The organism is Bacillus sp. FSL K6-2869 (genome assembly GCF_040869405.1).
Taxonomy (GTDB): Bacteria; Bacillota; Bacilli; order Bacillales; family Bacillaceae; genus Bacillus; species Bacillus altitudinis.
On the sequence record NZ_CP152035.1, the window covers coordinates 2996299 to 3019614 of the forward strand.

General features: G+C 41.6%; 27 protein-coding genes and 1 pseudogene. 9 read left to right on the top strand and 19 right to left on the bottom strand.

Annotated elements, in window-relative coordinates; translation table 11 throughout:
- The first annotated feature begins 122 nt into the window (after positions 1-122).
- The 3 genes from MHI58_RS15590 to MHI58_RS15600 all read left to right on the top strand — a co-directional run bounded on the left by MHI58_RS15590 (position 123) and on the right by MHI58_RS15600 (position 2305).
- Positions 123-539, top strand: a complete 417-nt coding sequence (locus MHI58_RS15590) for a hypothetical protein (RefSeq protein ID WP_041507713.1) — start codon at positions 123-125, stop codon at positions 537-539.
- Between the two features lie 117 nt (positions 540-656).
- Positions 657-1409 carry a MerR family transcriptional regulator gene (locus MHI58_RS15595; protein ID WP_193803825.1) on the top strand — a complete coding sequence of 251 codons (753 nt, stop codon included), beginning with the start codon at positions 657-659 and terminating at the stop codon, positions 1407-1409.
- On the top strand, positions 1409-2305 hold the full coding sequence (locus tag MHI58_RS15600; protein ID WP_041507715.1) for a DUF2268 domain-containing protein: 897 nt from the start codon (positions 1409-1411) through the stop codon (positions 2303-2305). Before MHI58_RS15595 ends, MHI58_RS15600 begins: the two co-directional genes overlap by 1 nt.
- A 231-nt stretch (positions 2306-2536) precedes the next feature.
- Here MHI58_RS15600 and erpA read toward each other — a convergent pair whose 3' ends face one another.
- The 3 genes from erpA to MHI58_RS15615 form a co-directional block, all read right to left on the bottom strand.
- Positions 2537-2899: an iron-sulfur cluster insertion protein ErpA gene (erpA, locus tag MHI58_RS15605; protein WP_008357254.1), complete on the bottom strand. Its 363-nt coding sequence runs from the start codon at positions 2897-2899 to the stop codon at positions 2537-2539.
- A 73-nt stretch (positions 2900-2972) separates the two neighbouring features.
- Entirely contained in the window at positions 2973-3827 is an 855-nt protein-coding gene (dapF, locus tag MHI58_RS15610) for a diaminopimelate epimerase (RefSeq protein ID WP_041507716.1), read from the bottom strand.
- A 270-nt stretch (positions 3828-4097) separates the two neighbouring features.
- Positions 4098-4334 (bottom strand): YuzB family protein, encoded by a 237-nt coding sequence (locus tag MHI58_RS15615; protein WP_041507717.1) that lies wholly within the window; start codon positions 4332-4334, stop codon positions 4098-4100.
- Between the two features lie 255 nt (positions 4335-4589).
- Here MHI58_RS15615 and MHI58_RS15620 point away from each other — a divergent pair, with 255 nt between their 5' ends.
- Entirely contained in the window at positions 4590-5657 is a 1068-nt protein-coding gene (locus MHI58_RS15620) for an NAD(P)/FAD-dependent oxidoreductase (protein ID WP_045034551.1), read from the top strand.
- Positions 5658-5705: 48 nt separating this feature from the next.
- Here MHI58_RS15620 and MHI58_RS15625 read toward each other — a convergent pair whose 3' ends face one another.
- Positions 5706-5936, bottom strand: coding sequence for a hypothetical protein (locus tag MHI58_RS15625; protein WP_008346816.1), 231 nt, complete (start codon positions 5934-5936; stop codon positions 5706-5708).
- A gap of 100 nt (positions 5937-6036) precedes the next feature.
- Complete coding sequence (locus MHI58_RS15630) at positions 6037-6366, bottom strand: YuzD family protein (RefSeq protein ID WP_008346819.1); 330 nt, start codon at positions 6364-6366, stop codon at positions 6037-6039.
- 121 nt (positions 6367-6487) lie between these two features.
- On the opposite strand from MHI58_RS15630, the pseudogene MHI58_RS15635 reads away from it, so the two are divergent.
- Positions 6488-6787: pseudogene (locus tag MHI58_RS15635) on the top strand (NifU family protein).
- Between the two features lie 44 nt (positions 6788-6831).
- On the opposite strand, the gene MHI58_RS15640 reads toward MHI58_RS15635, so the two are convergent.
- The 6 genes from MHI58_RS15640 to yutH all read right to left on the bottom strand — a co-directional run bounded on the left by MHI58_RS15640 (position 6832) and on the right by yutH (position 14505).
- Positions 6832-8802, bottom strand: a complete 1971-nt coding sequence (locus tag MHI58_RS15640) for a S9 family peptidase (protein ID WP_041507719.1) — start codon at positions 8800-8802, stop codon at positions 6832-6834.
- A 102-nt stretch (positions 8803-8904) separates the two neighbouring features.
- Complete coding sequence (thrB, locus tag MHI58_RS15645; RefSeq protein WP_041507720.1) at positions 8905-9837, bottom strand: homoserine kinase; 933 nt, start codon at positions 9835-9837, stop codon at positions 8905-8907.
- Entirely contained in the window at positions 9834-10898 is a 1065-nt protein-coding gene (gene thrC, locus MHI58_RS15650; RefSeq protein WP_041507721.1) for a threonine synthase, read from the bottom strand. Before thrC ends, thrB begins: the two co-directional genes overlap by 4 nt.
- Positions 10898-12199, bottom strand: a complete 1302-nt coding sequence (locus MHI58_RS15655) for a homoserine dehydrogenase (RefSeq protein WP_041507722.1) — start codon at positions 12197-12199, stop codon at positions 10898-10900. The genes thrC and MHI58_RS15655 overlap by 1 nt, the downstream gene beginning before the upstream one ends.
- A 222-nt stretch (positions 12200-12421) precedes the next feature.
- Positions 12422-13390, bottom strand: coding sequence for a D-glycerate dehydrogenase (locus MHI58_RS15660; protein ID WP_041507723.1), 969 nt, complete (start codon positions 13388-13390; stop codon positions 12422-12424).
- A 74-nt stretch (positions 13391-13464) separates the two neighbouring features.
- Positions 13465-14505, bottom strand: a complete 1041-nt coding sequence (gene yutH / locus MHI58_RS15665) for a spore coat putative kinase YutH (protein ID WP_035389301.1) — start codon at positions 14503-14505, stop codon at positions 13465-13467.
- 113 nt (positions 14506-14618) lie between these two features.
- On the opposite strand from yutH, the gene MHI58_RS15670 reads away from it, so the two are divergent.
- Positions 14619-15119, top strand: a complete 501-nt coding sequence (locus MHI58_RS15670; protein ID WP_024719755.1) for a phosphatidylglycerophosphatase A — start codon at positions 14619-14621, stop codon at positions 15117-15119.
- 42 nt (positions 15120-15161) lie between these two features.
- Here MHI58_RS15670 and MHI58_RS15675 read toward each other — a convergent pair whose 3' ends face one another.
- The 3 genes from MHI58_RS15675 to MHI58_RS15685 are packed head-to-tail and all read right to left on the bottom strand — an operon-like array spanning position 15162 to position 16683.
- Complete coding sequence (locus MHI58_RS15675; RefSeq protein ID WP_045034552.1) at positions 15162-15932, bottom strand: TIGR01457 family HAD-type hydrolase; 771 nt, start codon at positions 15930-15932, stop codon at positions 15162-15164.
- A 21-nt stretch (positions 15933-15953) separates the two neighbouring features.
- Positions 15954-16388: a DUF86 domain-containing protein gene (locus MHI58_RS15680; RefSeq protein WP_017367989.1), complete on the bottom strand. Its 435-nt coding sequence runs from the start codon at positions 16386-16388 to the stop codon at positions 15954-15956.
- Positions 16389-16407: 19 nt separating this feature from the next.
- Entirely contained in the window at positions 16408-16683 is a 276-nt protein-coding gene (locus MHI58_RS15685) for a YutD-like domain-containing protein (protein ID WP_008346837.1), read from the bottom strand.
- Positions 16684-16803: 120 nt separating this feature from the next.
- Here MHI58_RS15685 and MHI58_RS15690 point away from each other — a divergent pair, with 120 nt between their 5' ends.
- Positions 16804-17439, top strand: a complete 636-nt coding sequence (locus MHI58_RS15690) for a YhcN/YlaJ family sporulation lipoprotein (protein WP_007500413.1) — start codon at positions 16804-16806, stop codon at positions 17437-17439.
- Positions 17440-17478: 39 nt separating this feature from the next.
- Here MHI58_RS15690 and lipA read toward each other — a convergent pair whose 3' ends face one another.
- Positions 17479-18375: a lipoyl synthase gene (gene lipA / locus MHI58_RS15695; RefSeq protein ID WP_008360456.1), complete on the bottom strand. Its 897-nt coding sequence runs from the start codon at positions 18373-18375 to the stop codon at positions 17479-17481.
- A gap of 322 nt (positions 18376-18697) precedes the next feature.
- On the opposite strand from lipA, the gene MHI58_RS15700 reads away from it, so the two are divergent.
- Positions 18698-19642 carry a M23 family metallopeptidase gene (locus MHI58_RS15700; RefSeq protein ID WP_234710308.1) on the top strand — a complete coding sequence of 315 codons (945 nt, stop codon included), beginning with the start codon at positions 18698-18700 and terminating at the stop codon, positions 19640-19642.
- An 81-nt stretch (positions 19643-19723) separates the two neighbouring features.
- Here the strand turns inward: MHI58_RS15700 and MHI58_RS15705 are convergent, their stop codons facing one another.
- Positions 19724-19954 carry a hypothetical protein gene (locus MHI58_RS15705; protein WP_008346846.1) on the bottom strand — a complete coding sequence of 77 codons (231 nt, stop codon included), beginning with the start codon at positions 19952-19954 and terminating at the stop codon, positions 19724-19726.
- 224 nt (positions 19955-20178) lie between these two features.
- Between MHI58_RS15705 and MHI58_RS15710 the strand changes: the two genes are divergently transcribed.
- Positions 20179-20643 carry a DUF2691 family protein gene (locus MHI58_RS15710; protein WP_008346848.1) on the top strand — a complete coding sequence of 155 codons (465 nt, stop codon included), beginning with the start codon at positions 20179-20181 and terminating at the stop codon, positions 20641-20643.
- Positions 20644-20722: 79 nt separating this feature from the next.
- Here MHI58_RS15710 and yunB read toward each other — a convergent pair whose 3' ends face one another.
- The 3 genes from yunB to MHI58_RS15725 all read right to left on the bottom strand — a co-directional run bounded on the left by yunB (position 20723) and on the right by MHI58_RS15725 (position 23309).
- Positions 20723-21493 (bottom strand): sporulation protein YunB, encoded by a 771-nt coding sequence (yunB, locus tag MHI58_RS15715; protein WP_216896130.1) that lies wholly within the window; start codon positions 21491-21493, stop codon positions 20723-20725.
- Between the two features lie 69 nt (positions 21494-21562).
- Positions 21563-21868 carry a YunC family protein gene (locus MHI58_RS15720; RefSeq protein WP_007500404.1) on the bottom strand — a complete coding sequence of 102 codons (306 nt, stop codon included), beginning with the start codon at positions 21866-21868 and terminating at the stop codon, positions 21563-21565.
- A gap of 67 nt (positions 21869-21935) precedes the next feature.
- Positions 21936-23309 (bottom strand): bifunctional UDP-sugar hydrolase/5'-nucleotidase, encoded by a 1374-nt coding sequence (locus MHI58_RS15725; protein ID WP_041507727.1) that lies wholly within the window; start codon positions 23307-23309, stop codon positions 21936-21938.
- Between the last annotated feature and the right edge of the window lie 7 nt (positions 23310-23316).

Below are 23316 nucleotides of genomic sequence, written 5' to 3' on the forward strand. Positions count from 1 at the left end.
GGACAAGCTGTAACAAAATTGAGCGATTTATGAATTGTTTGAGAAGAAATCGAATCAATGAAGATTTGATCTGTTCAACCGATATAAGAAGGAGAAGATCGTCATGAAGGATAGGTGGAAAGATGATAAAGCGTTTCATGATTAGTTTGAGCTTGTTACTGATAATTGGCGGCTCAGTAGAAGTGTTTGCAAAAGACTATAACAAACACTATGCTCAATTCGCTGCAGGATTGAATATGGATGTTGATCAGCTAGAACCTTTTTTAACACATGTGTCTACTTCGATTTTAGATGCTGGTTTGAGTGATCAAGAAATCAAACAGATACTCACCAACGTTCAAAAAATGAATAAAAACAATGAAACAAAAAGAATGGGCACTTTTGAAGTGGTGTACCATGAAAAAACAGCAAAGATTAAAATTGAAATTGAAGTCCATGTGGAAGATGGCAATAAAGAAGTGGTGATCTATATGTTTAGCACCCAAGAGTTGGTGGATGTCTTGGATAAAGAACTATTGAAAATAGAAGAAACAATTTGAGAAAGAGACGCTGAATGAGTGTCTTTTTTTCATTTTTACACCTTCATTGATCCCTTTCTATTGACCCTCACGTAACGTCATACTTTATAGTGAATATCATAAGGAGATGTGTTGAATATGAAAGTAAAAGAAGTCGCTGAATTGTTTGATATTAGTATTCGTACACTTCATCATTATGATCAAATTGGTTTGTTGACCCCAAAAGAAGTCACGGATGCTGGTTACCGGCTTTATTCAGAAGAAAACCTTGAAACACTACAGCAAATATTATTTTTCAGAGAACTGGGATTTAACTTAAAGGAAATAAAAGAAATCCTAAACAATCCGTCATTTGATAAACATGAAGCATTTATATTACAACGAAAAATGTTGATGGAAAAACGAAATACACTCGATAGAATGATTGAAAATATTGATAAGACGCTAAAACATATAACGGGAGAAATTCACCTAACAAATAAAGAGAGGTTCAAGGGAATGAACATGAAATTCAACCAATATGAAGAAGAAGCTCGCTGTCGCTGGGGGAATCAGTCCATTGATAACGTGAACTTCAAATTAAGTCGATTGTCGAAAGATGAACAACATGATTTATCTTTAAGATGGGATAGAGTTTTTCATAACTTAGCATCCCTCCGCAACCTCACTCCTCAATCCAAAGAGGTACAAGCCGCCATCAAAGAATGGTATGAATTTTTAAATAATCACTTTACTCAATACTCCCTCGAGGCATTTTATGGATTAGGTCAACTTTATATTCAAGATGAACGATTTACAAAAAATATAGATCAATATGGTGAGGGCTTGGCTTCATTCATGAGTGAAGCCATGAAAGTATTTGCTGATCAACAGAAAATAGGTCCAAGCTGATGAACATCATCATTGAAGATACAATCGCTCAATACGAAAAATTGTTTTCGCTAAAAGAAAATAAAGAACACTTTTTTCGATACAACATGATGAGGCCTTTTGAAAAGATGTGGAATATGATAAACGTTCCGTTAAAAGCTACACAAAAAAATGGCTATGATGTCATCATGGCAACCAATATGCTTGGCTATCTTGATGTATCACAAACACAAACTGGTAAACAAGCGTTAAAAAAACTACAAGAAATTCAAGCTCTTCAAATGGCAAATACCACCTTGAACTATTGTATGAATTTTATCAAAAAACACAACCTTCATATAAATTCTGATGAATTGAGATTTGGTCTATATATAGCTGATCCGAAAAAGCTAGAACAACAAAAAGGGTATTGTGGCTTTGGAGGAATTCCGGGATTTATCCAATGCTCAATATATCCGAACTCTTATAACATCCCACGGATCCCCGCTCTAATTGCGCATGAATTCCATCATAATATTCGTTTTTCCTATTTTGAATGGGATTACGGAAATGTAACGGTTGGAGATTACTTAATTATAGAAGGTTTAGCTGAATCATTTGCAAAAGAACTTTATGGTGAAAAGATGCTAGGACCTTGGGTCACTTCTTTTGATCAACAGGACTTAGAATATTCAAAAGAAGTGATTAATGACGCTTTATATACGAAAGGGTTTGCTGAGGTCAGTAGTTATATGTTTGGTGATAACATTGCAAAAGAACAAGGATATCAACCTGTCGGATTATCACCCTTTGCAGGCTATGCAGTAGGTTATCAAGCTGTACAATCTTTTATGAAAATGAATAATGTAGGAATTGAAGAAGCAACCGTACTTGATACAAATGAAATTTTAAAAAATTGCGGATTATTTTTCACCTAAACATTTTAATGAATTTCAAAGCAAATCGGTGTAATAATGAATTCTAATTATCGTACGAAACATACTGTATGCTCATGCTATATCTAATCATTTCAAATAGACTTGTTGAAAACCTTGTTAGAATTTTAAGCACCTTTAAAAAAGAACATAAAAAAACCTCCTCAAATTTATAATCTAATTGAGGAGGTTTTTATTCAAAATGGATTTACAGAATTCATTGATACTGAAATTCTAACACTCTTCCGGCGTACCGGTATTGGTAGCTGTTCTGAACGAAGAACCGCATCCGCATGACGCAATCGCGTTCGGATTGTCAATCGTGAAACCGCCGCCCATTAGTGATTGTTTGAAATCAATGATGGTGCCGTTCATGATGTCAAGGCTTTCGGAGTCGACAAGGACCTTGATGCCGTGCTGTTCGAACTGCGTGTCTTTCTCAGAAACTTCATGGTCAAAGCCCATTCCGTATGAAAGACCGCTGCAGCCGCCGCCTTTTACGCCCACTCGCAGGAACGCATTTTCTTCTTCATGTTCTTTCATCATATCTTTAATCTGCAATGCAGCAGCTTCTGTAATCGTTACTGGTGTACTCACGATCATCCCTCCTTTTGACTGGATGTTTCTTTTCAATTATAAACGTGATGTTGCCTTTTCTCAAATAAATGGTTTAGAGATAGAATGTGCCGTCACAAATTGTTTCAGCAGGTCCTGTCATCAGCACATGGTCATTGTCTTTCCAGCGAATGATGAGGTCTCCGCCAGCTAGATGAACGGTCATATCCGTTTCTTTTTTCGCATGTCCATTCACAATCGTTGATACAGCCGCAGCACATGCTCCTGTTCCGCACGCTTGCGTAATCCCTGATCCTCTTTCCCACACGCGAAAATGCAGTTCTGTTTCACTGACACGTTCCACAAATTCTACATTGACGCCTTCTGGAAACATGTCATGCTTTTCAATGATTGGCCCAAGCGAATCGAGGGGCGCCTGTTCAATGTCTTCTAAATAGAAAACGATATGGGGATTCCCCATTGAAACAGCTGTTCCATTTAAGGTCGTCGTGCCAAAATCAAGCGGTTCATTAATCGTTGTACTGGCCGGTTCACCAAGCATCGGCATCGCTTCTTTTTCAAAACGAGGTTTACCCATATCTACTGTCACTGACTGAACTTGACCATCCTGCACATGAACCGTCGCCTCAACGAGTCCTGACAATGTCTCAATCTTAAACGTTGTGTCCGTCACAATTTGATGCTCATATACATATTTAGCCACGCAGCGAAGACCGTTACCACAGTTTTTCCCCTCTGATCCATCATTGTTGAAAATGCGCATCTTCACAGGCGCAACATCTGATGGGCAAATGAGGATCATTCCGTCTGAACCGATACCTGTATAAACAGAAGAAACGCGGATCGCTATCTCTGACAGCTGCTCTTCTGGAAGCTGTTCCTTCATCTGATTGACGTATATATAATTGTTTCCTAGTCCGTGCATTTTCGTGAATTGAAATGATGTCATGAGCGTCCTCCAAAAATGTTGTTTCTTTATAGTATAAAAGGAGTCGATTCAGGAGACAATCTTATCATCCCCCGTTTTTCATACATAGAAGCTCTTTGCTGCCATGGCAAAGGGCTTTTATTATGCATATGCCTCTTTTTCTCTCGTGTGATGCTTCATTTTGATGATATTTTATTAGCATAACATATTGGATGCGCTTTCTACATTTTCCCCTAAAAAACGGAAACTGAATATATGAAAAAAATGCACCTCATGACCCATGTGGTACATTTAAAACATGTCGTTTTCCTCTATAAAAACATAAATACGCTCGACTAGCTGCTCTGCATTTTCTCCAGAAACAAATTCTCCATTCACAAGGGCAAATGGGGAGTCCATACATTTGCCGCAGTAGCTTAAACAACCGTATTCCATTACATCTAAGTTTGGGTCTTTTTCAAGTTTCTCTTTTGCTTCTTGAGACCCTTGTGCAAGATTACTTACACAAAATTCGATCAGTGGAAACACTGTGCTTCACCTCACATTTGCCTTACTATCCTACCGAAATTCCTTCTATTAGTCAAAACATGAGCTTCAATAAATCGTTACGCCTATTCCCCGTAAAATGTTTTACTATTTAGGACTAAGTAATGAATATGTAGGTTATTTTGAAACAATTATTGTGGTTTCACAGTAAATTCGATATAATTTTATTTGGTATTTTAACTTAAAGTTTTTTAGTATAAGTGTTTTTCAATGTCTAGGGGGAAAAGGAGAATCGTCATGAAAAATTTAGTCTTGATCGGCGGAGGTTACGGGAATATGCGGGTTCTCCACCGCTTATTGCCAAATCAATTACCTGATGATGTTACTATCACATTAATTGATCGAAATCCTTACCACTGTTTAAAAACAGAATATTATGCACTTGCTGCTGGAACGATCTCTGATCATCACATTCGAGTATCTTTTCCAGAGCATCCAAAGCTGGATATTCAATACGGGGAAGTAGAAAAAATTGATATTGAAAACAAACAGATCTTATTTAGCGACCGTGAACCGATTCCATATGATGATACGGTAATCGGACTCGGCTGTGAGGACAAGTATCACAATGTCCCTGGCGCGAAAGAACATACATACAGCATTCAAACCATTGATCAGTCAAGACATACGTATAACAAATTAAACAATTTGAGTGCAGGTGCAACGGTTGGTATCGTCGGTGCTGGACTTAGCGGGGTAGAGCTGGCCAGTGAACTGCGTGAAAGCCGTTCTGATTTAAACATTATTCTTTTTGATCGCGGAGAACTGATTCTTTCCAGTTTCCCAAAAAGATTAAGTTTATATGTACAAAAATGGTTTGAAGAAAATGATGTAAAGATCATTAATTGCGCCAATATTACGAAGGTTGAAGAAGGAGTTGTGTACAACCATGACGATGCGATTGAAGCAGATGTCATCGTGTGGACAGCAGGAATTCAGCCAAGTAAAGTCGTGCGAGATATGAATGTTGAAAAAGACGCCCAAGGCCGTGTCGTCTTAACTCCTCATCACAATCTCCCTGGAGATGAGCATGTCTATGTCGTAGGTGACTGCGCAAGCTTGCCGCACGCACCAAGTGCACAGCTTGCCGAGGCACAGGCAGAGCAAATTGTGCAATCTCTACAGAAACGCTGGAAGAACGAGCCGCTTCCTGAGACTTACCCGCAGTTTAAGTTAAAAGGCGTACTCGGCTCTTTAGGGAAAAAAGCCGGCTTTGGCTTAGTAGCGGATCGCCCGCTTGTTGGTCGTGTTCCAAGACTCTTAAAATCTGGACTTCTTTGGATGTACAAGCATCACAATGGATAAAATGATGTGAATTTTTTCTCAAAGCTCCTTCTAATGAAGGAGCTTTTATTATGAAACGGCATGTGCCGATGGATGGTTCACTTTGATAGGAGCAAGCGCAAGGATGCAGTCTTTACGAAACGTTCTGATCGTCTTCTTCGATAAACAATACGCTTGTATGAACTGTTCAGTTTGACGATGTACAATGATTTTTCGTTTCGAGCACTCTCCATTTTTCTTCATATAAATCATATCAATCGGTATTTGTTGATGAAGAGATTGTTTTAGTAAATAATTCATGATGCTCACGCTCCTTTCATCTCATTATATACGAACAAACGTTCTAAATCAACCTAAAAAGGAACGTTTGTTCGATTTATTTTTCTAAAAAAAGAACAGCTCATTCACTGCTCTCTTCGTACCCGTATTTCTCCATTTCTTGATAAATATCTTTTAATTTCGGATTGCCCTCTCCTACAATTTGATCCTCAACAAGGACAAGCGGATAAAAGAATTCATCATCAAGAATTCGTTCAGATAATTCTTTTTGGCGTTCGTTTTCAGGCGGGTGCTCAATATCGATATATGTGATGCGAAACGGCTGATTTGGATATTTTCGTTTTAATGCTGCATCTAGCCACTCAAATGTATCTTTTGAAGAAGGCAGATTCACGCAACTAGCGCACAGGACATCTCTTCCATATACATAAAGGTCAACGGTTTTGTTCATTTGACAAGCCCCCCATTCTTTCTTTATTTTAGCTGAATTTTCTGTATGAAAAAAGTCAAAATCACTTTTTGTTTCAAGATGAGATTGTGCTATAATGAGAAGGAAACTTTGAAACCAATCAATAGATTTTTATCGTCCAGATGAATATAATGGTGATATGTTGTGAAAGGAGCGATTATATCTAATGACTGAAGTCGAAATGAAAGACCAAGTACAGGAAGTACTGGACAAACTTCGTCCATTTCTATTACGTGATGGTGGAGACTGTGAGCTTGTAGACATTGAAGATGGCATTGTGAAATTACGCCTTCTTGGTGCATGCGGCAGTTGCCCAAGTTCAACCATTACATTGAAAGCCGGTATTGAGCGCGCATTATTAGAAGAAGTACCTGGCGTCGTAGAAGTTGAACAGGTTTTCTAATTCATATATGACATGAAAACGGCCCATACTGGGCCGTTTTTTAATTAGGATAACTTCTCTCTAAACCATTCTTGAATAAAGGTCAGTCTTTGAATACGCTGCTCAGGGTGGCCGCTTCTCGATAAATCATGAGAAGCCTTCGGGAATTTGACTAATCTCGTGTCTTTTCCAAGCTCCTTCAATGCCACAAAAAGCTGTTCTCCTTGATCGACTGGGCAGCGGTAGTCTTCATCACTGTGCAGGATCAGAAGCGGTGTATTCACCTGTTTTACATACTTTAGCGGCGAACGATCCCATAGCTTATCAACAGAGTCATAAATATCCCCATCAATCTGCCATTTTGTAAAGAAATAGCCGATATCACTGATGCCATAAAAGCTAATCCAGTTCGAGATGGAACGCTGTGTAACAGCTGCACGGAAACGGTCTGTCTGTCCGACAATCCAGTTGGTCATAAAACCGCCATAGCTGCCGCCCGTTACGCCAAGCCTTGTTTCATCAAGAAAGTCATAGGCTTCGAGCACATGATCAACAGCCAGCATGACATCCTCATAATCAACGTCACCATAGCTGCCTCTTACCCGGTCTGTAAACATCTGTCCGTATCCATGACTGCCATGAGGATTGATGTACACAATCGCATACCCTTCAGCCGCGAGCATTTGAAATTCATGAAAATACGTATGACCGTACATCGCATGCGGCCCGCCATGAATTTCTAAGATTAGTGGATATGTCTTCCCCTCTTCCATCTGAGCAGGCTTCATCAACCAGCCATGTACAACGTCTCCTTCTTTTGACTGGAAAGAAATTGGTTCAGGTTCGGAAATGACATGTTCCTTTAGAAAGTTATCATGCTCAAACGTGATTTGCTTGAGTGAGGATTCCCCTAAAGTCAGCTCATACAGCTCACTAGGCGAGACAGGTGAAAGACGGCTGATCAGCATTTTTGATTCGTCTGGATGAAGACTGAAATTCGTCACATGTTCTGCCTCTAAACGAACGGGATAGGCTAAACCTTCAATAGAGAAATAATAAATTCCGGTACTCCCTTGATCAGAAACAAGCACATAAAACCCCTGACTATCCTTTGTCCATTGTGGAAGCTGATTGGCCTCACCCATAACACTATCCCCTGCCATACAATTTCCTACATACATATCGAGCATTTCTGACAATTGAACGGTCTTTTTCTCCTTCAGGTCATGCAGCCACAATGACAGGATGGTCGCATTTTCAAATTCACGTTCGTGTCCAATGTACAAAAGGCTTTCTCCATTTGGAGAAAATGATACAGTCGTGTAAGCGCCTGTTGATTGGGTGATTTTCTTGGATGTACCGTCCTCTAAGGAAAGGAGACAGATATCACTTATGTAAAACGTCTGAGGATTTGATTGAATATACGCAAGCCACTTCCCGCAAGGAGAGATGACATGATTCACATGATGATGCGGCTCACTCGTAACCATCTCTACCTCGCCGGAACGGACATCGATTTTTACAATTTGCGTCAGACGCCCATCTAAAAAGCCTCTGCCATCTGCTTTATAAGTCAAATCATCATATACGGCCGGAGCAAAGTCATCGCACTCTTCCTTTTTTTCATCATGAACAGATTCTTCTTGTTTTAATGAGACCGCTGCATAAATGAACGCTCCATCCGGTGAAAATACAGGTTGAGAGACGCCGTAAGGAATATTCGTTAAGGTACGTATGCCGCCGCCATCGCTCTGAATGAGTGCGAGCTGGGGGACTTCCTTTGGCTTCTGCAAAATAAACGCAAGCTGCTTTCCGTCTTTTGACCATGCTGGTTGATGATGCTTTCCATCATCAAATGTCCATTGAGACAGCTCCCCTGTCTCTTCATCTCGAACCCATAAATGAATATTGTAATCAGCCTTTTTTTCATTCACCGTTACTTTTGTAAAAACAGCCTTTTTTCCATCTGGTGAATAAACTGGATGAGAAACAGACACGATTTGTGTTAAATCCTCTGCTGTTATCAATTTCTTCATCAATTGATCTCCTCCTTTTATGTATCAAAAATAGTTCGCTTCTCTAAATAATAATCCCTGCTTTTGTTATGAAAAACAAGGATAAAAAAAGAACGTGCGTCTTCACAGCACGTTCTTCATTTGATTCACAGAATGATGCTCGACGACGACACCTTCTACCGGCACCGTCAGCACATCCACTTCACAATGAGGGAAATTTTGAGCAAGCTGCTTTTTCAGCGCTTCTCCCTTCCCTTTTTCCACTAAGGTCAAAATAGTCGGCCCAGCACCACTTAATGCCGTTCCATACGCGCCTTTTAATGAAGCAACGTGCTCCACCTTGGACAACTCTGGGACAAGCATCGTGCGGTATGGCTGATGAAATAAATCTTTATTCATCATTTCCCCTACAAGCGGCCAGTTCTGCGTCATTAAGGCGGCGACAAGGACGTTACTCACTGCACTCGCACTCACGGCCTGTTTATAGGAAAAATCCTCTGGCAGGACATCACGGGCATCCTTTGTGAGCACTTCATAAAAAGGAATCACGACGACGACATCTACATCCACATGCTGCAATTTAACGGCATGTGTCTTGTCTTCTTCATGAAGACCGATGAGTAAACCACCGAATAAAGAGGCACCCGCATTATCTGGATGACCTTCTACCTCACTTGCAAAAAAGAGCTTCTGATCATCGGTCATCTTTAATTCAAGCAACTGATTGGCGAGCTCAATAGCGGCGACAATAGCAGCAGCGCTGCTGCCCAGCCCCCTTGCTAATGGAATATCACTCCACACTTTGACATGAACAGGCGGGAGTGTTTTTCCAAAGTCATCTGCGACCTTTTTAGCTGTTTGGTAGATCAGGTTATCGGTGCCTGATGGAATACCAGACACGACATCTGTTTCTGCTTCAAACAGCCAGCTATCATGGTCATAGACCGATAGCTTTAAATAGCGGCTGAGCGCCATTCCGACTGAGTCAAAGCCTGGTCCTAAGTTGGCAGTGCTTCCCGGTACTGTGATTGAAAAAAGCATGGAGGCGTTACTCATACGCGTGCGGCCTTTTCTAAATGTTCCAGAATTTGATCTTCATCTGCATCCAGCGTGACCGGTTTGATGTGTGAAATATCAATCGCCGTATTCGGATCTTTTAATCCGTTTCCTGTCAGTACAGCGACGACTTTACTGCCTGGCTTAATTTCTCCAGATTTCACTTGTTTGAGTACACCTGCAATTGATGCACAAGAGCCTGGCTCTGCAAACACACCTTCTTCACGTGCGATCAATTGATAGGCATGAAGAATTTCTTCATCTGTCACTTCATCAATTTTCCCGTTTGATTCATCTGCCGCTGCTACAGCTTGCTTCCAGCTTGCAGGGTTTCCGATGCGAATGGCTGTTGCGACTGTTTCTGGCTGCTCAATGACTTCATTTCTAACGATGGCTGCAGCTCCTTCTGCTTCAAAACCACGCATGACTGGCAGTCCCGTGCCTTTTTTCTCATGATATTCTTTGAAGCCTTTCCAGTACGCTGTAATATTCCCCGCATTTCCAACAGGAATCGCCAGTACGTCCGGCGCAGCGCCGCCTAGCTGCTCACAGATTTCAAATGCCGCTGTTTTTTGTCCTTCAATTCGGTATGGATTGACGGAGTTAACAAGTGCAATCGGTGCTTTTTCACAGATGCTGCGGACAATTTTCAGCGCATCATCAAAGTTGCCGTCAATGGCAATGATCTCTGCTCCGTACATGACAGCCTGCGCCAGCTTACCGAAAGCAATTTTTCCATCTGGAATGATGACAATACATTTCATATCAGCGCGCGCCGCATAAGCTGCTGCTGCTGCAGACGTATTCCCTGTCGATGCACACATGATCGTATCATTGCCTTCTTCTTTTGCCTTTGCGACGGCCATGACCATCCCGCGATCCTTAAAAGAACCTGTAGGGTTGACGCCTTCTGTTTTCACATGAAGTTCAATCCCAAGCTTTTCAGATAGCTTTGCGAGATGAATCAGCGGTGTGTTTCCTTCATTTAATGTTAGTTTAGGTGTTTGTTCGTTTACTGGTAAGAATTCTTGAAATTCTTCAATGAGTCCATTCCACTTCATCAGCTTAAACCGTTCCCTTCTACTCGGTACGTGCTCTTCACTTGAACCACCACTTCGAGATCGTTTAATGTTTGCAGGATATTTGAGAAATCTTCTTCTGATGTCTGATGTGTAATAATCACAATTTCAGCAAGCTCATCATGCCCTTTGACAGGAAGCTGAAGGATCTTTTCAAAGCTGATGCCTCTTTCAGAAAAAATCGATGTAATGCGGGAGAAAGCTCCGACTTGATCTCTCACATGTATTCTTAAGAATTGCTGAGCAAATACTTCGGATGATGATTTGATTTTCTTCTCAAATTGCGGTGCAATAAATCCACTGCCATTCACACCAAGACGCATGTTTTTCATAACAGCGACTAAATCTGAGACTACAGCTGTTGCCGTTGGCAGGCTGCCTGCTCCAGGCCCGTAAAACATCGTTTCTCCGACAGCACTTCCGTAAACATAGACTGCATTAAATTCATTGTTGACGGAAGATAACGGGTGATGATCAGGAAGTAAAGTTGGCTGTACGCTGACCTCCACTTTCTCTCCGTCCCTTTGGGCAATTCCAATCAGCTTCATTGTATAGCCAAAACGTTTACTGAAATTAATGTCCTCATCCGAGATGTCCGAGATGCCTTTCACTTTCACATCCTCTAAGTCTACATTCATGGAAAAGCCGAGTCTTGCCAGGATGGCCATCTTTCTTGCCGCATCTAGCCCTTCTACGTCCGCCGTCGGATCTGCTTCTGCAAAGCCAAGATCCTGCGCTTCTTTTAATACATCTTCATACGCACTTTTATCGACATTCATTTTTGTTAAAATAAAGTTCGTTGTCCCGTTCACGATTCCCATCATTTTTGTGATGCGGTCAGAGGCTAAACCTTCCTCTAGTGTACGCAAAATCGGAATCCCACCTGCGACACTCGCTTCATAGTAAAGGTCACAGCCGTTTTCTTTTGCTACATGTAAAAGCTCTGTGCCATATAGCGCCATTAAATCCTTATTGGCTGTAATCACATGCTTCTTCTCATTTAGTGCATCTATTAAATATTGTTTTGTCTCTTCAATGCCGCCCATCACTTCAATAATGACGTCGATCTCTGGATCTCGAATCACATCGTATACTTCAGTTGTGAAGACCTCTCTTGCCACATCCACATCTCTTTTTTTATCGGGATTGCTCACAAGCACTTTTTGTATTAATACCGGACAGCCGATCTGGTGCATTAATTTATCCTGATGATCTTGAATAATCTTAACGACACCGCTCCCCACTGTTCCTAATCCTAGTAGTCCAACTCGAATTGCCTTCACCTGAAATTCCACCTTTCTCCGTAAATGTCCTCTCTAAAAAGACATTTGTTAACCTAACACAGACATTCAATGTACACACATTATAAAGGGGTATCCTCATTTTGACAAGGTAATAAAATAAGAGAATATGAGAATGAAACCGCTTAACAGCTATTTATATCAAGATTCTATATTTTCAAAATATTTTTGTGAGAAAAGCTCCCGAAGCCGGGAAGCTTGAGATTACGCCTGAACTGGCGTTTTGGCTTGCTGATCTTGCAGGACAAGCGCAATATTTTCAGCACATAATTGCATCATGTTTTTTCTCGTTTCAACACTTGCACTTCCGATATGAGGAAGCACTGTCACATTTGGTAATGTCGTTAACGGGTGATCTGGGCTGACTGGTTCTTTGCTAAATACATCCAGACCTGCTCCTGCAATTTTTCCTGTCGTGACAGCATCATATAAAGCATCTTCGTCTACCGTCTGCCCTCTGGAAACGTTGATGAAGTAAGCCGTGTTCTTCATCTGCTCAAATGCTTTCTTATTAAACATTTCTTTCGTTTCAGGCGTTAAAGGCGTCAAACAAACGATGAAATCAGACTGCGTAAGCAGCTCATCAAATGCGGCATAGGCCACACCTAGCTGCGCTTCTGCTTCTGGCTTTCTTGAACGATTATGATAAAGAACATGCATATCAAAACCTTTTGCCCGTTTGGCAAGTGCGGTTCCAATACTGCCCATTCCGACAATCCCTAACGTTTTATGATGCACATCAGCACCGGCTAGAAGAAGCGGCCCCCAGCCTGTCCAGTTCCCATCCTTAATCCAATCACTCGCTTCGACAATTCGTCTTGCTGACGCCATCAAAAGCGCAAAAGCTAAATCAGCCGTCGATTCTGTTAAAACGTCCGGTGTATGACATACCGTGATCCCGTGCTTTTTAGCTGCCTTTAGATCAATATTGTCATAGCCGACCGCGAGATTCGCGACCACTTTTAGATTTGGAGCATTTGATAAAAGTGCCTCATCTACTTGATCTGACAGCATCGTGAGCAGCCCATCTGCTTGAGCCGCTTGTTTTTCTAACTCTTCTCTTGGACACGGCTCATCCTCGCTCGTCCACATGTCAATATGAGCGACTTCTTTTAATGGTGTAAGTGTTGTTTCATCAAGCTTTCTTGTGATATAAACATAAGGTTTCGTCAAGAAGAACACTCCTTTGGTTGATTTCTTTAAGCATAACGAAAAACGCCTCAAGAGAAAAGAGACGTTTCGTCTGTTCACTGAAACTTCAAATCAGCGGATTGATGAATCCATCCAACAGGAGGAATGAGATGCCCACCGCTGCGCATGGCACTCAATTCTTGAAACACCTTGAGAAAATATTCGTAGCGGTTCGCATCATTTAAAACGTAATCTAATCGTTCTTCATAATAAGATTTTTCATTTTCTCCTGACATATAATAACCTTCGACAATTTCAAAATAATGAAGCGGAAACAGAAGACGGCTGTACAGCAGACGCTTTGAAAATGATGAAAGAGGCGTAACCTGCTCATATTGCTGCAAAAAGGAAAATCCCTCTTCAATTAAATCCTCCTTATGCTGGACAAAGGTTTCTCTTAAATATTCCGCGATATCTCTTGTTGGATGGTCAAATACCCAGTCAACAGGTAAACGAAGCGGCTGCTCATGTGGCCAGGTCATACGTGAAAAGCGCTGATGACAAACAGTACCTGAATCACATTCTTTTGGTTCATCATCAAGCTCTGTATCCACTAAATATTGAATGGCATTTTCCGTTAATCCGAGATAATACGGAAAGGATTCAATAAATTTCTTTTCAAATCGTTCAAGTGGTTTTTGATGCATTTGCTGCATCCAAAAGCCTTCCAGCTGGTCTAACCGTTTTGCCCATAATTCCTTCCAAGCTCCGACACGTTTTGTTTCAGACACCTCATAAGGAAACCCTCTCCCCCTGACATGAAAGGCCGCCAGCTCTGATGCGTGCTGAAATGAGCGGCTTGTAACCCGCGGTGCTGCCTTTAATAGAGCGTACAGTTCTTTTCCATGGGTAAAAGTCGGTTTCTCTTCGTTTGTTAATTCAAACACGGCAACGTATGGGTCACCGTCATTCAGTAAATACTGACTGATATGATAAAGCTCTGTGAGTTCTTCTTCTCGCAAATGAGACACGGGAACAATGATGAAGAGAGCTTTCGCCGTTTGAAAGCTCTGATAACTGCCATATGGCATAAATTGACGCACATCAATACCAAATGTGTGATAAATGGTTTCTTTCATGATTTCACCTGCGTTCATAAAATCAGTCTCTTATCATATCGTAGTCGCAGGTTGAGGGATTTATGAATACTATTTACTATCCGAAGCTTTTTCACACGTTGTGGACAAATTACGAGGATTGGGTGAGGAACATGCCGCATCATCATGAGATGAACGAAGTAGAAAAAACAGCAAGACGCCGTTTACAAGAACGAGGCGTAACCATTCAAGATATAGCAGACCTTGTCTTCTTTTTACAGGAAAAATATCATCCTGGCTTAGACATGACAGAGTGCATCCACAATGTGGAACGTGTCATCGCAAAACGTGAAGTCCAAAATGCCATCTTAACAGGCGTTGAACTAGATGTTCTCGCTGAGCAAAAAAAGCTGACAGAACCGCTGCAATCTATTCTTGAAACAGATGAAAGTCTATATGGTGTGGATGAAATTTTATCCTTTGCCATCGTTAATATTTATGGCTCCATCGGCTTTACGAATTACGGATATATCGATAAAGAAAAACCAGGGATTCTTGGGAAACTCAACGATAAATCCTCAGGCGAATGCCACACCTTTTTAGATGACATTGTCGGTGCTATTGCTGCGGCAGCATCAAGTAGACTGGCACATAGTGCGAGAAATGCAGAATAAAACACAAAAGAGGACGTGCGTCTGACGCTTGTCCTCTTTTCATTAAGATAATCGTTCAATCCACTCAGATAATGAATCAATGACATAGGTTGGCTGTTTGTCATATTTCTGAAGCAGCTCTTTTGTCGTGACGCCTGTATGGACAAGCAGTGTATCCATCCCTGCATTCATCCCTGCCATAATATCGGTATCATAGTTATCGCCCACCATGAGCGTCTCTGACACATCTGTCCCGAGCACCCGCATGGCCTGTTCCATAATGATAGACTCTGGCTTCCCGATAAATGTTGGCTGCACTGTTGTCGTAACCGTCAGCACAGATGTTAACGATCCATTTCCAGGTAACAGCCCTCTTTCTGTCGGAATGGCAATATCTCCATTTGTTGAAACAAATTGTGCACCTTGACGGATCGCAATGGCTCCTACCGCTAGTTTTTCATATGTAATACCGCGGTCTATTCCAACGACAACGAAATCAGCGTCTTCTTGACCAAACGACAAGCCTTTTTCTTCGATGGCCTGCTGAATTCCTTCTTCTCCGATCACATACACCGAGGCATCTTTCTTTTGTTCTGCGATATAGTTTGCCGTCGCCATACTTGTTGTAAAGACTTGGTCTTCCGTTGCTGGAATATCGAATGAAACCAGTTTCTCTGCTACTTGCTTCGGCGTGCGTGAAGAGTTATTCGTGACAAACAAATAAGGGATGTTCAACTCATTTAACTTGTGAACAAATTGCCCCGCCTCTTCGATCTTTTCTGTTCCTTTATACATCGTCCCGTCTAAATCAATTAAATAGCCTTTGTATTTCATGCTGCTTACAACTCCAATGGTTTATTTAAACGCTGATACTGGTCCAAGCTCCTGCTCCAAGTAAGTGCGAATTCGATTCGGGAAGACTTGCAGCGCCTGTTCTACCTCACTGATGACCTGCAACAAATCGTGATGAACCACTTCTTGGTATTGCTGAACAAGTGTTTTACGGCACGAGACCAGTTTTTTCAGGTGAGTGCCTTCTTCTGTTGGTACAACCTTTTCGTCCACAAGAATATCCATGATGTCGTCATAGCTTCCTGGGTCCCGCATGATAAAGCCGTCAATCATATCATTTCCTGTATCAAGAATACATTCGACGAGCAAATGAACAATTCGTTCCAGCGCTTTTTTTTCTAAAGGGCTTGACCATGTTTGATGACTGCGCATCAAATTATATTGCTCCTCAAAAAAACGTAATGTCTCTTCAATCTTCTTTCTGTCTACGAAATACATCATGACGCTCCCCTTTGCGTTATTTTCTAATCCGCTTTAAGACAAAATAGGCACAGCCAAAATTACAGTATTCATAAATGTATTCATCGAGTGTACTGATTTTTGTATCGAATGTGGCCTTTTGGTTTTGGTCATCAAAGAACCCCTTCAGCCTAAGCTGGTTGTAGCCCCAATCCCCCACAATATAATCATACTTATTTAAAATATCTGAGTACCTTGCTTTAAACGCTTCCTCATCAAAGCCGTCTTTGATTTCTCTGACAAGATCAAAGGTAGCATTCTGAATGACGATCATCTTCTCACCTCTTTTTAAACGATCCACCTTTAATGATAATTCATTGGAACAACTCCATCAATTGCTAAAGCATGTTTTTTCCGATTTAGCCGAAGCTAAAGAAAAAAGGAGGTCACATTTATGATGAAACAACTGACAGCCACTATTCTCCTATGCATGCTTTTAGGCGGGTGCGGCTTTCAATCAGGCATGAACCGGCAAGTGGATGAAGATTCTTCCAGCAAGACAATCCGCCTGTCTGATCGTCATGAAGGAAATAATTCCAACATGCCAGAAGCAGATACGAATCGAGCAGGCTATGTTCGTTATCAGCGCCAGCAAGTAACCGATCAGAAGGAAAGAACCCCTGCTTTAAATCGTGAGCACCTTGCCCACGTGATTACAAGTTTAGCCATCCAGCTGCCAAATATAAAGGATGCAGCAACACTTGTCACAGACGAGGATGCCCTCATTGTGTATCGAACAGGCAACAAAAACCGAGATGAATCAGCCGATCAAGTGAAAAAAACAGCGGTTTCTGTTCTCCCTCGTTATTATCATGTGTACGTCTCTGATAACCCAGAGCACTTTCAATCCATTGCCAATTTTTCACGTCTTCAAACCAATTCACGTGATTTTGATCAAATTTTAACGAAAACGATTCAACAAATGAAATACTCTCCTCAAGGCGGAGATATTTCAACGAAAGAAGATGCCAATGGCATGACGAATTCCGATCGGACCATGAGACGAAACGCACCTTACGGCCAAAATTAATACGAGAAAAAACGCCAGAGAGCTCTGGCGTTTTCTTTGTTATGCTTGCGCTTGACGCTTCTTAGACGCTTCGTTTACTTGTTCGTCTGCATGATAAGAAGAACGGACAAGCGGTCCAGCTTCACAGTGGCTAAAGCCTTTTGACATGGCAATTTCCTTCAGCTCTGCAAACTCATCTGGATGGTAGTATTTTTGCACTTTCAAATGCTTTTTCGAAGGTTGTAAATACTGACCAATTGCCATGATGTCGACGTTATTGGCAAGAAGATCATCCATAACTTCAATGATTTCTTCCTTCGTTTCACCGAGTCCAATCATAATGCTTGATTTCGTTGGAATGTCAGGCTGCATTTCTTTTGCACGACGCAAGAATTCCAATGAACGATCGTATGTAGCCCGTGCACGAACTCTTGGTGTTAACCTGCGTACTGTTTCAATATTGTGATTTAAAATATCAGGGCGTGTATCCATTAACGTTTTCAAATTATCATAATTGCCACCCATGTCTGAAGGGAGAACTTCAATTGTTGTGAATGGACTTTTTCTTCTAATGGCACGAACAGTTTCAGCAAATACGCCTGCTCCGCCATCTTTTTGGTCATCCCTTGCAACCGCTGTTATAACAGCGTGCTTTAAATTCATCAAAGCCACTGAATCTGCCACGCGTTCTGGCTCTTGCAAGTCTAACTCAGTAGGAAGTCCGGTTTTCACCGCACAGAAACGGCATGCGCGCGTACAAACAGATCCGAGGATCATAAATGTAGCAGTTCTTCTCACTGCCCAGCATTCGTGAATATTCGGACATTTCGCTTCCTCACAAACGGTATGCAGGTTGTTTTCCCGCATCATTTTTTTCAAACCGGTATAGTTTTCATTCGTATTCAGCTTAATTTTAAGCCAGTCCGGTTTTCTTACGTGCTCTTCCTTCTTTGCCAATTCCATCATCTCCATATGAATTCGTTAAAGGTGCATATACAATCATCTTCCTGCTATATACGATGGATGCAGCTGTTGCCGCAAAAATTGAATCTTCGGCCTAAGGCCTTTTCTTTAGACACTTTAACATAGTACAGATTGAACAACAAGGGAATGAGCTGCAAAAATACCCAAAAGACTCCTAAAATAACAGAAGAAAATTACTAACATTTTCTTCTTATGAAATAACGTGATCAAACCACACTAAACGGTAGAAGGTAAGTTCGAAGAAAGGAGATGGACGTTTGTGAAAGTGGTTTTAGCGATCATCATCGCTCTTTCAATGATTCCCGCATCAGTCCATGCACAAGGGGCAAACAAACAGCCCGATGAATTAAAACAGCGAATGGCACTGTATGAAAAGATCGCCATCACCACACAGGTCCCGTGGTATGTACTTGCTGCGGTTGATCAGTATGAACACAATATCCGCAAAAGCAGAAGAGATTTACCAAAACAAACAGGTGTGATTGGTATCTACATTCCCCGGGAAATGTGGATAGGACCAGAAAATCCCAATAAGCAGGATACCTCTCCATTAAGCATTAAAGTGTTCGACGGTATTGGGCTTGATGGTAATGGGGATGGAAAAGCGGAAATCGATAACGATGAAGATGTCCTGTTCACGTTTGCTCAATACTTGCTCCATTACGGCAGCAGCATCGACCAATTAAAAATCGCGCTGTGGGATTATTACGGACGTGATCAAACCGTTGGAATCATTTCATCTTTTATGAAGCTCTATAAGCATTACGGCCATCTTGACCTTGGAAAGCATGCGTTTCCTCTTCCGGTTGGCGCTGACTACAGCTACAGGAGTACATGGGGTGATGCGAGAGGCTTTGGAGGCAGAAGAATTCATGAGGGCACTGATCTTTTTGCTCATTACGGTCTTCCTGTTCGTGCGACATCGTACGGCGTGATTGAAATGAAAGGCTGGAATCGCTTTGGCGGCTGGCGGATCGGCATTCGAGATATTCATAATCATTATCATTATTTTGCCCACTTAAATGGCTTTGCAAAAGGACTCAAAGCTGGGCAGATTGTAGAACCTGGTCAAGTCATCGGATCAGTCGGAAGCTCCGGTTACGGTCCACCTGGCACAGCAGGAAAATTCCCGCCACACCTTCATTACGGCATGTATAAAGACAATGGACGAACTGAATGGTCGTTTGATCCTTACCCTCATTTAAGGGCATGGGAAAGAGCCGAACGGAAACGTCGTTAAATAAAAGGAGAAGTTTAGCGATACCGCTTGCTTCTCCTTTTGATATGTATCAACATTTCCCCGGTCATCACTTGTCTACTGTTACTGCTTATGCTTCTCTTTCAATCCTAAAACTAAAAAAAGAATACCCATGATGAAAAAAAGGAGATACACAACTGTTACTTCAAGTGGAATCATGTCAAACATCCCTCTAAATAAGTCGACACTCAAACTGTCACTCCCAGCTAATAATATCGATGCTGACATATATTTAGCACTAAATACAATGGCAAATACCAAAAAACAAAATCCGCTTACATGAATTTTCTTCATATCAATCAAATCCTCCTCTCACTTTCATAACTGACGATCGTGAAAAATCAGCCTTCAGGATAGCTACAATATTCAAAAAAGGAAAACAATGAACATTTATCATGGCACGTGATCCGTATGGAATCAAGTGGTTAATTAGGATAAGATGAACAGATCACATGAAAAAAAGTCTAAGCATGGCAGCCAATGAAAGATTACTTCACAAAGAGTTAGGAGGTTGTTTTTTGAAAAGAGGAATGACTTTTACCATTCCAAATGAATACGGAGTCTTCCTTGGAGAAGTGCTAAAACCGATCGACATCACCAAATTCAGCTGGCGAATCGATACCGAAGACTCGAATATACTAGTGGATGGCGAAAAAGATGAAGAACTTTTTCCTGAAGGTAAAACAGAAATGGACGGTATAGAACTCAAACACCTTATTGAAAACAAGACGTATTATATGATTTTCGCCGATTTACAAGCATATCCAAAAGGGACATTGTCTCATATTAAGACCTATGAAGAATTTATTGAAAGCCAATGCGAGCTTGTTCTTTTAGTGGCCGATTGCTCCTATGTCACGATCTATTGCAAAAATAAGGGAACACTCGAATGGCTATACAAGAATGCAGTTGAATGTGGATTTGAAGACGTGACCTATATCACCGATGAAAATGATGCAAGGACAAGACTGTCTGTTTCGTAACAGCAAAACGTTCATCACAAAAACACTATATGCAATCACAGTGTATGAAAAAAAACAGCCCAATGGACGAATTGGGCTGTTATTCTTTCTTCTCCTTTTTTTCTGGCAGAACAATCGATGGAGCGCCTGAATTTGTTCCGCTGCCATTATAATAATCTGGGACATCTCCTTGAACGGCCTGGATGGAGACAGGCACGGAATTTTTGACGACGATGGTTTCTGAGGCGAATGGGATGATGACTCTCACCTTCACCTCAATGAGCACACTAATATCAATCAAGGCATTGTTAATGCCATATGGCTTGATGTTTTTTTCAACGTCCGTATGCGGGTCACCAATGACACTGAATCGTACAGGCACTTTTGGTCCTAGGTTGGCGATAAGTGCATTTCCGGACGCTTGCCCAAGCGGAATGTTATATATAATGCCGTCATGTCCATCTGTTTGATCCTTTAATGCTTCTTTTGCATCCTTTTGAAAATTCCCCTTTTCAATGTCCTCTAGATTTTTTTGAAGGTGACGTGACAGGTCAGCCATTGCTTTCGATGTTGCTTGCGCATTGAAGTCGATGGTTGTCACTTTTCCGTTCTCACTTGTATTCATCACAACCATATCCTTCATATTCTCCTGATCATCTGCAAAATCCTGAACAGAATATTGGATAAGATGATTGGCGATTCGTTCTGTTTCTAGTTCAGCAATGTGAATCAACGTTGGTTTAATGGAACGATTGATGAAGAATAGGCTAATGACAGTTGAGAGCACAAAAAATAATATGGCAAGCAGCATGACATAACGAAATGGCAGAGGGCCCTTTTTATAGGGGCGATAACGGCGGTTCAATCTCAATAAAAAATCCCCCCTTCTCCATTACAAGTGTATGCAGACAGGCGGGGGGATAGGAATCATCTGTTCATTTTATTTCACCATTTTTAATAATGCATCTCTTCCAATTGTGCCAGCATGAATGCCGAGCGACTCAGCGGCATATGTCACAGATTCTAAAGGTGCATCCAGCAATTGCTCGATGGTTCTTACACCGACTGCTCTTCCTGCGATGATTCCTCTATCTGCAAGCTTTTCATTTAGGAGCCCGACATCAAGTGCACCGCACATAATATAACCATGCTCATTTGTCACTGCCATGAAATTGGTCTTTGGCAGTTTGACGGTGACGGCTGTAAAGGAATGGCCATCAATTGTAATAGGTGTTAAATTCACCATATCCCTTCACTCCCTTCAACACAATCTATGTGAAGGGAGGGCAAGTGTTGTTAGGCTGGAGCGGATTTCACTTTGCATCCTTCAATCGCCAGCTCAGGACATCACGTAAAAATTCCGGCATGAAATATTCAATGTGTTCATGATCACGTATATGAGGAAAAAGAGAGCCAAGTGTATACATATCCACTGTGCCAACTGTATAGGACACGTCCTCTTGGATCAGCTCGCCGTTTACATAAACCTCTTTTACTCGTTTGGCTTCACCCTCTTCTAATGAATAAGTCAAACCGCTGTATAGCATTTTCCCCATCAGTTCGCCTCTAAACCCAAAGCCTTTGATGCGTAGCTGTTCCATTTTTTCTTCACAGCCACGAGACACTGTTTCGATCAATTGCTTCCCAGTAAGCGTCACCCTGATTGGATTAATGGGATGCGGGCATATCCGGTGAATGTCTTCTCTTGTGACGATGCCAGCCTCTAATGAATCAAGCACCATCCCAGCATTCATCATGCCGATATCTGCCTCGCACCATTCTTTAATGGCATCTGTTAAAAGTTGCGGAAGCTGGGAATCATCAAACCACTTTGTTTCGAGCTTTGATTTAATGGATGTCACTTTTTCCTGCATGAGTGACTTCGCTCTTCTTTCTGCTTTCTGTAAAGTCGTGATCGCTTCATCGGATTCACTGATCAGCTGGTCCACCGATTGCACCGTCGCTTTTTTCTCGATGAGCTCGCTACTCGCTGTGTCAATGGTCAGCTCGACACAGCCAATATAATGCCCATACTTTTCAGCACATGCAAGAAGAACGCCATTATCCATCTCGCCCTGTTCTAAAAGATGATGCGTATGTGAGCCTAAGATGATGTCGATTTCTGGGAAGTCATGGGCTACCTCTCGATCATGAATGATGCCAAGATGGGAAAGAAGGACAATGACATCGGCTTGTCCTTTCACTTCTTGCAGCATCTCCCGTATGCTCTCAAATGGGTCTGTAATGTCCCAACCCAGCTTTTCATAGACAGGTGTATACGCAATGGTCACCCCTAAGACGGCGATCTTCAGTCCATTTTTCAACGTGATCACATCATAAGGCTTTGCCCACGATGGTCTTTTGCCTTTTTCAAATAAATTAGATAAAATCACCGGGAATTGCGCGTCTTTGTACAATTGGTCGAGCTGCTCATGAGGCAACGTAATGCCTTCATTATTACCAATTGTGACTCCATCATAGCCAAGCTGATTGAGAAGTTTGACATTCACTTTTCCATAATCCGCTTCTGATACAAGGTTTACTCGATCCATATGATCGCCAATATCAAATAAGAGCATCTGATCGTGAACTTGACGCTTTTCTTCAATATAAGCTGCGATTTTTGGCCAGTTTTCAAAGTGGCTGTGCAAGTCGTTTGTATGATATAACCATAGCTTCTGCAGCATGTTGATC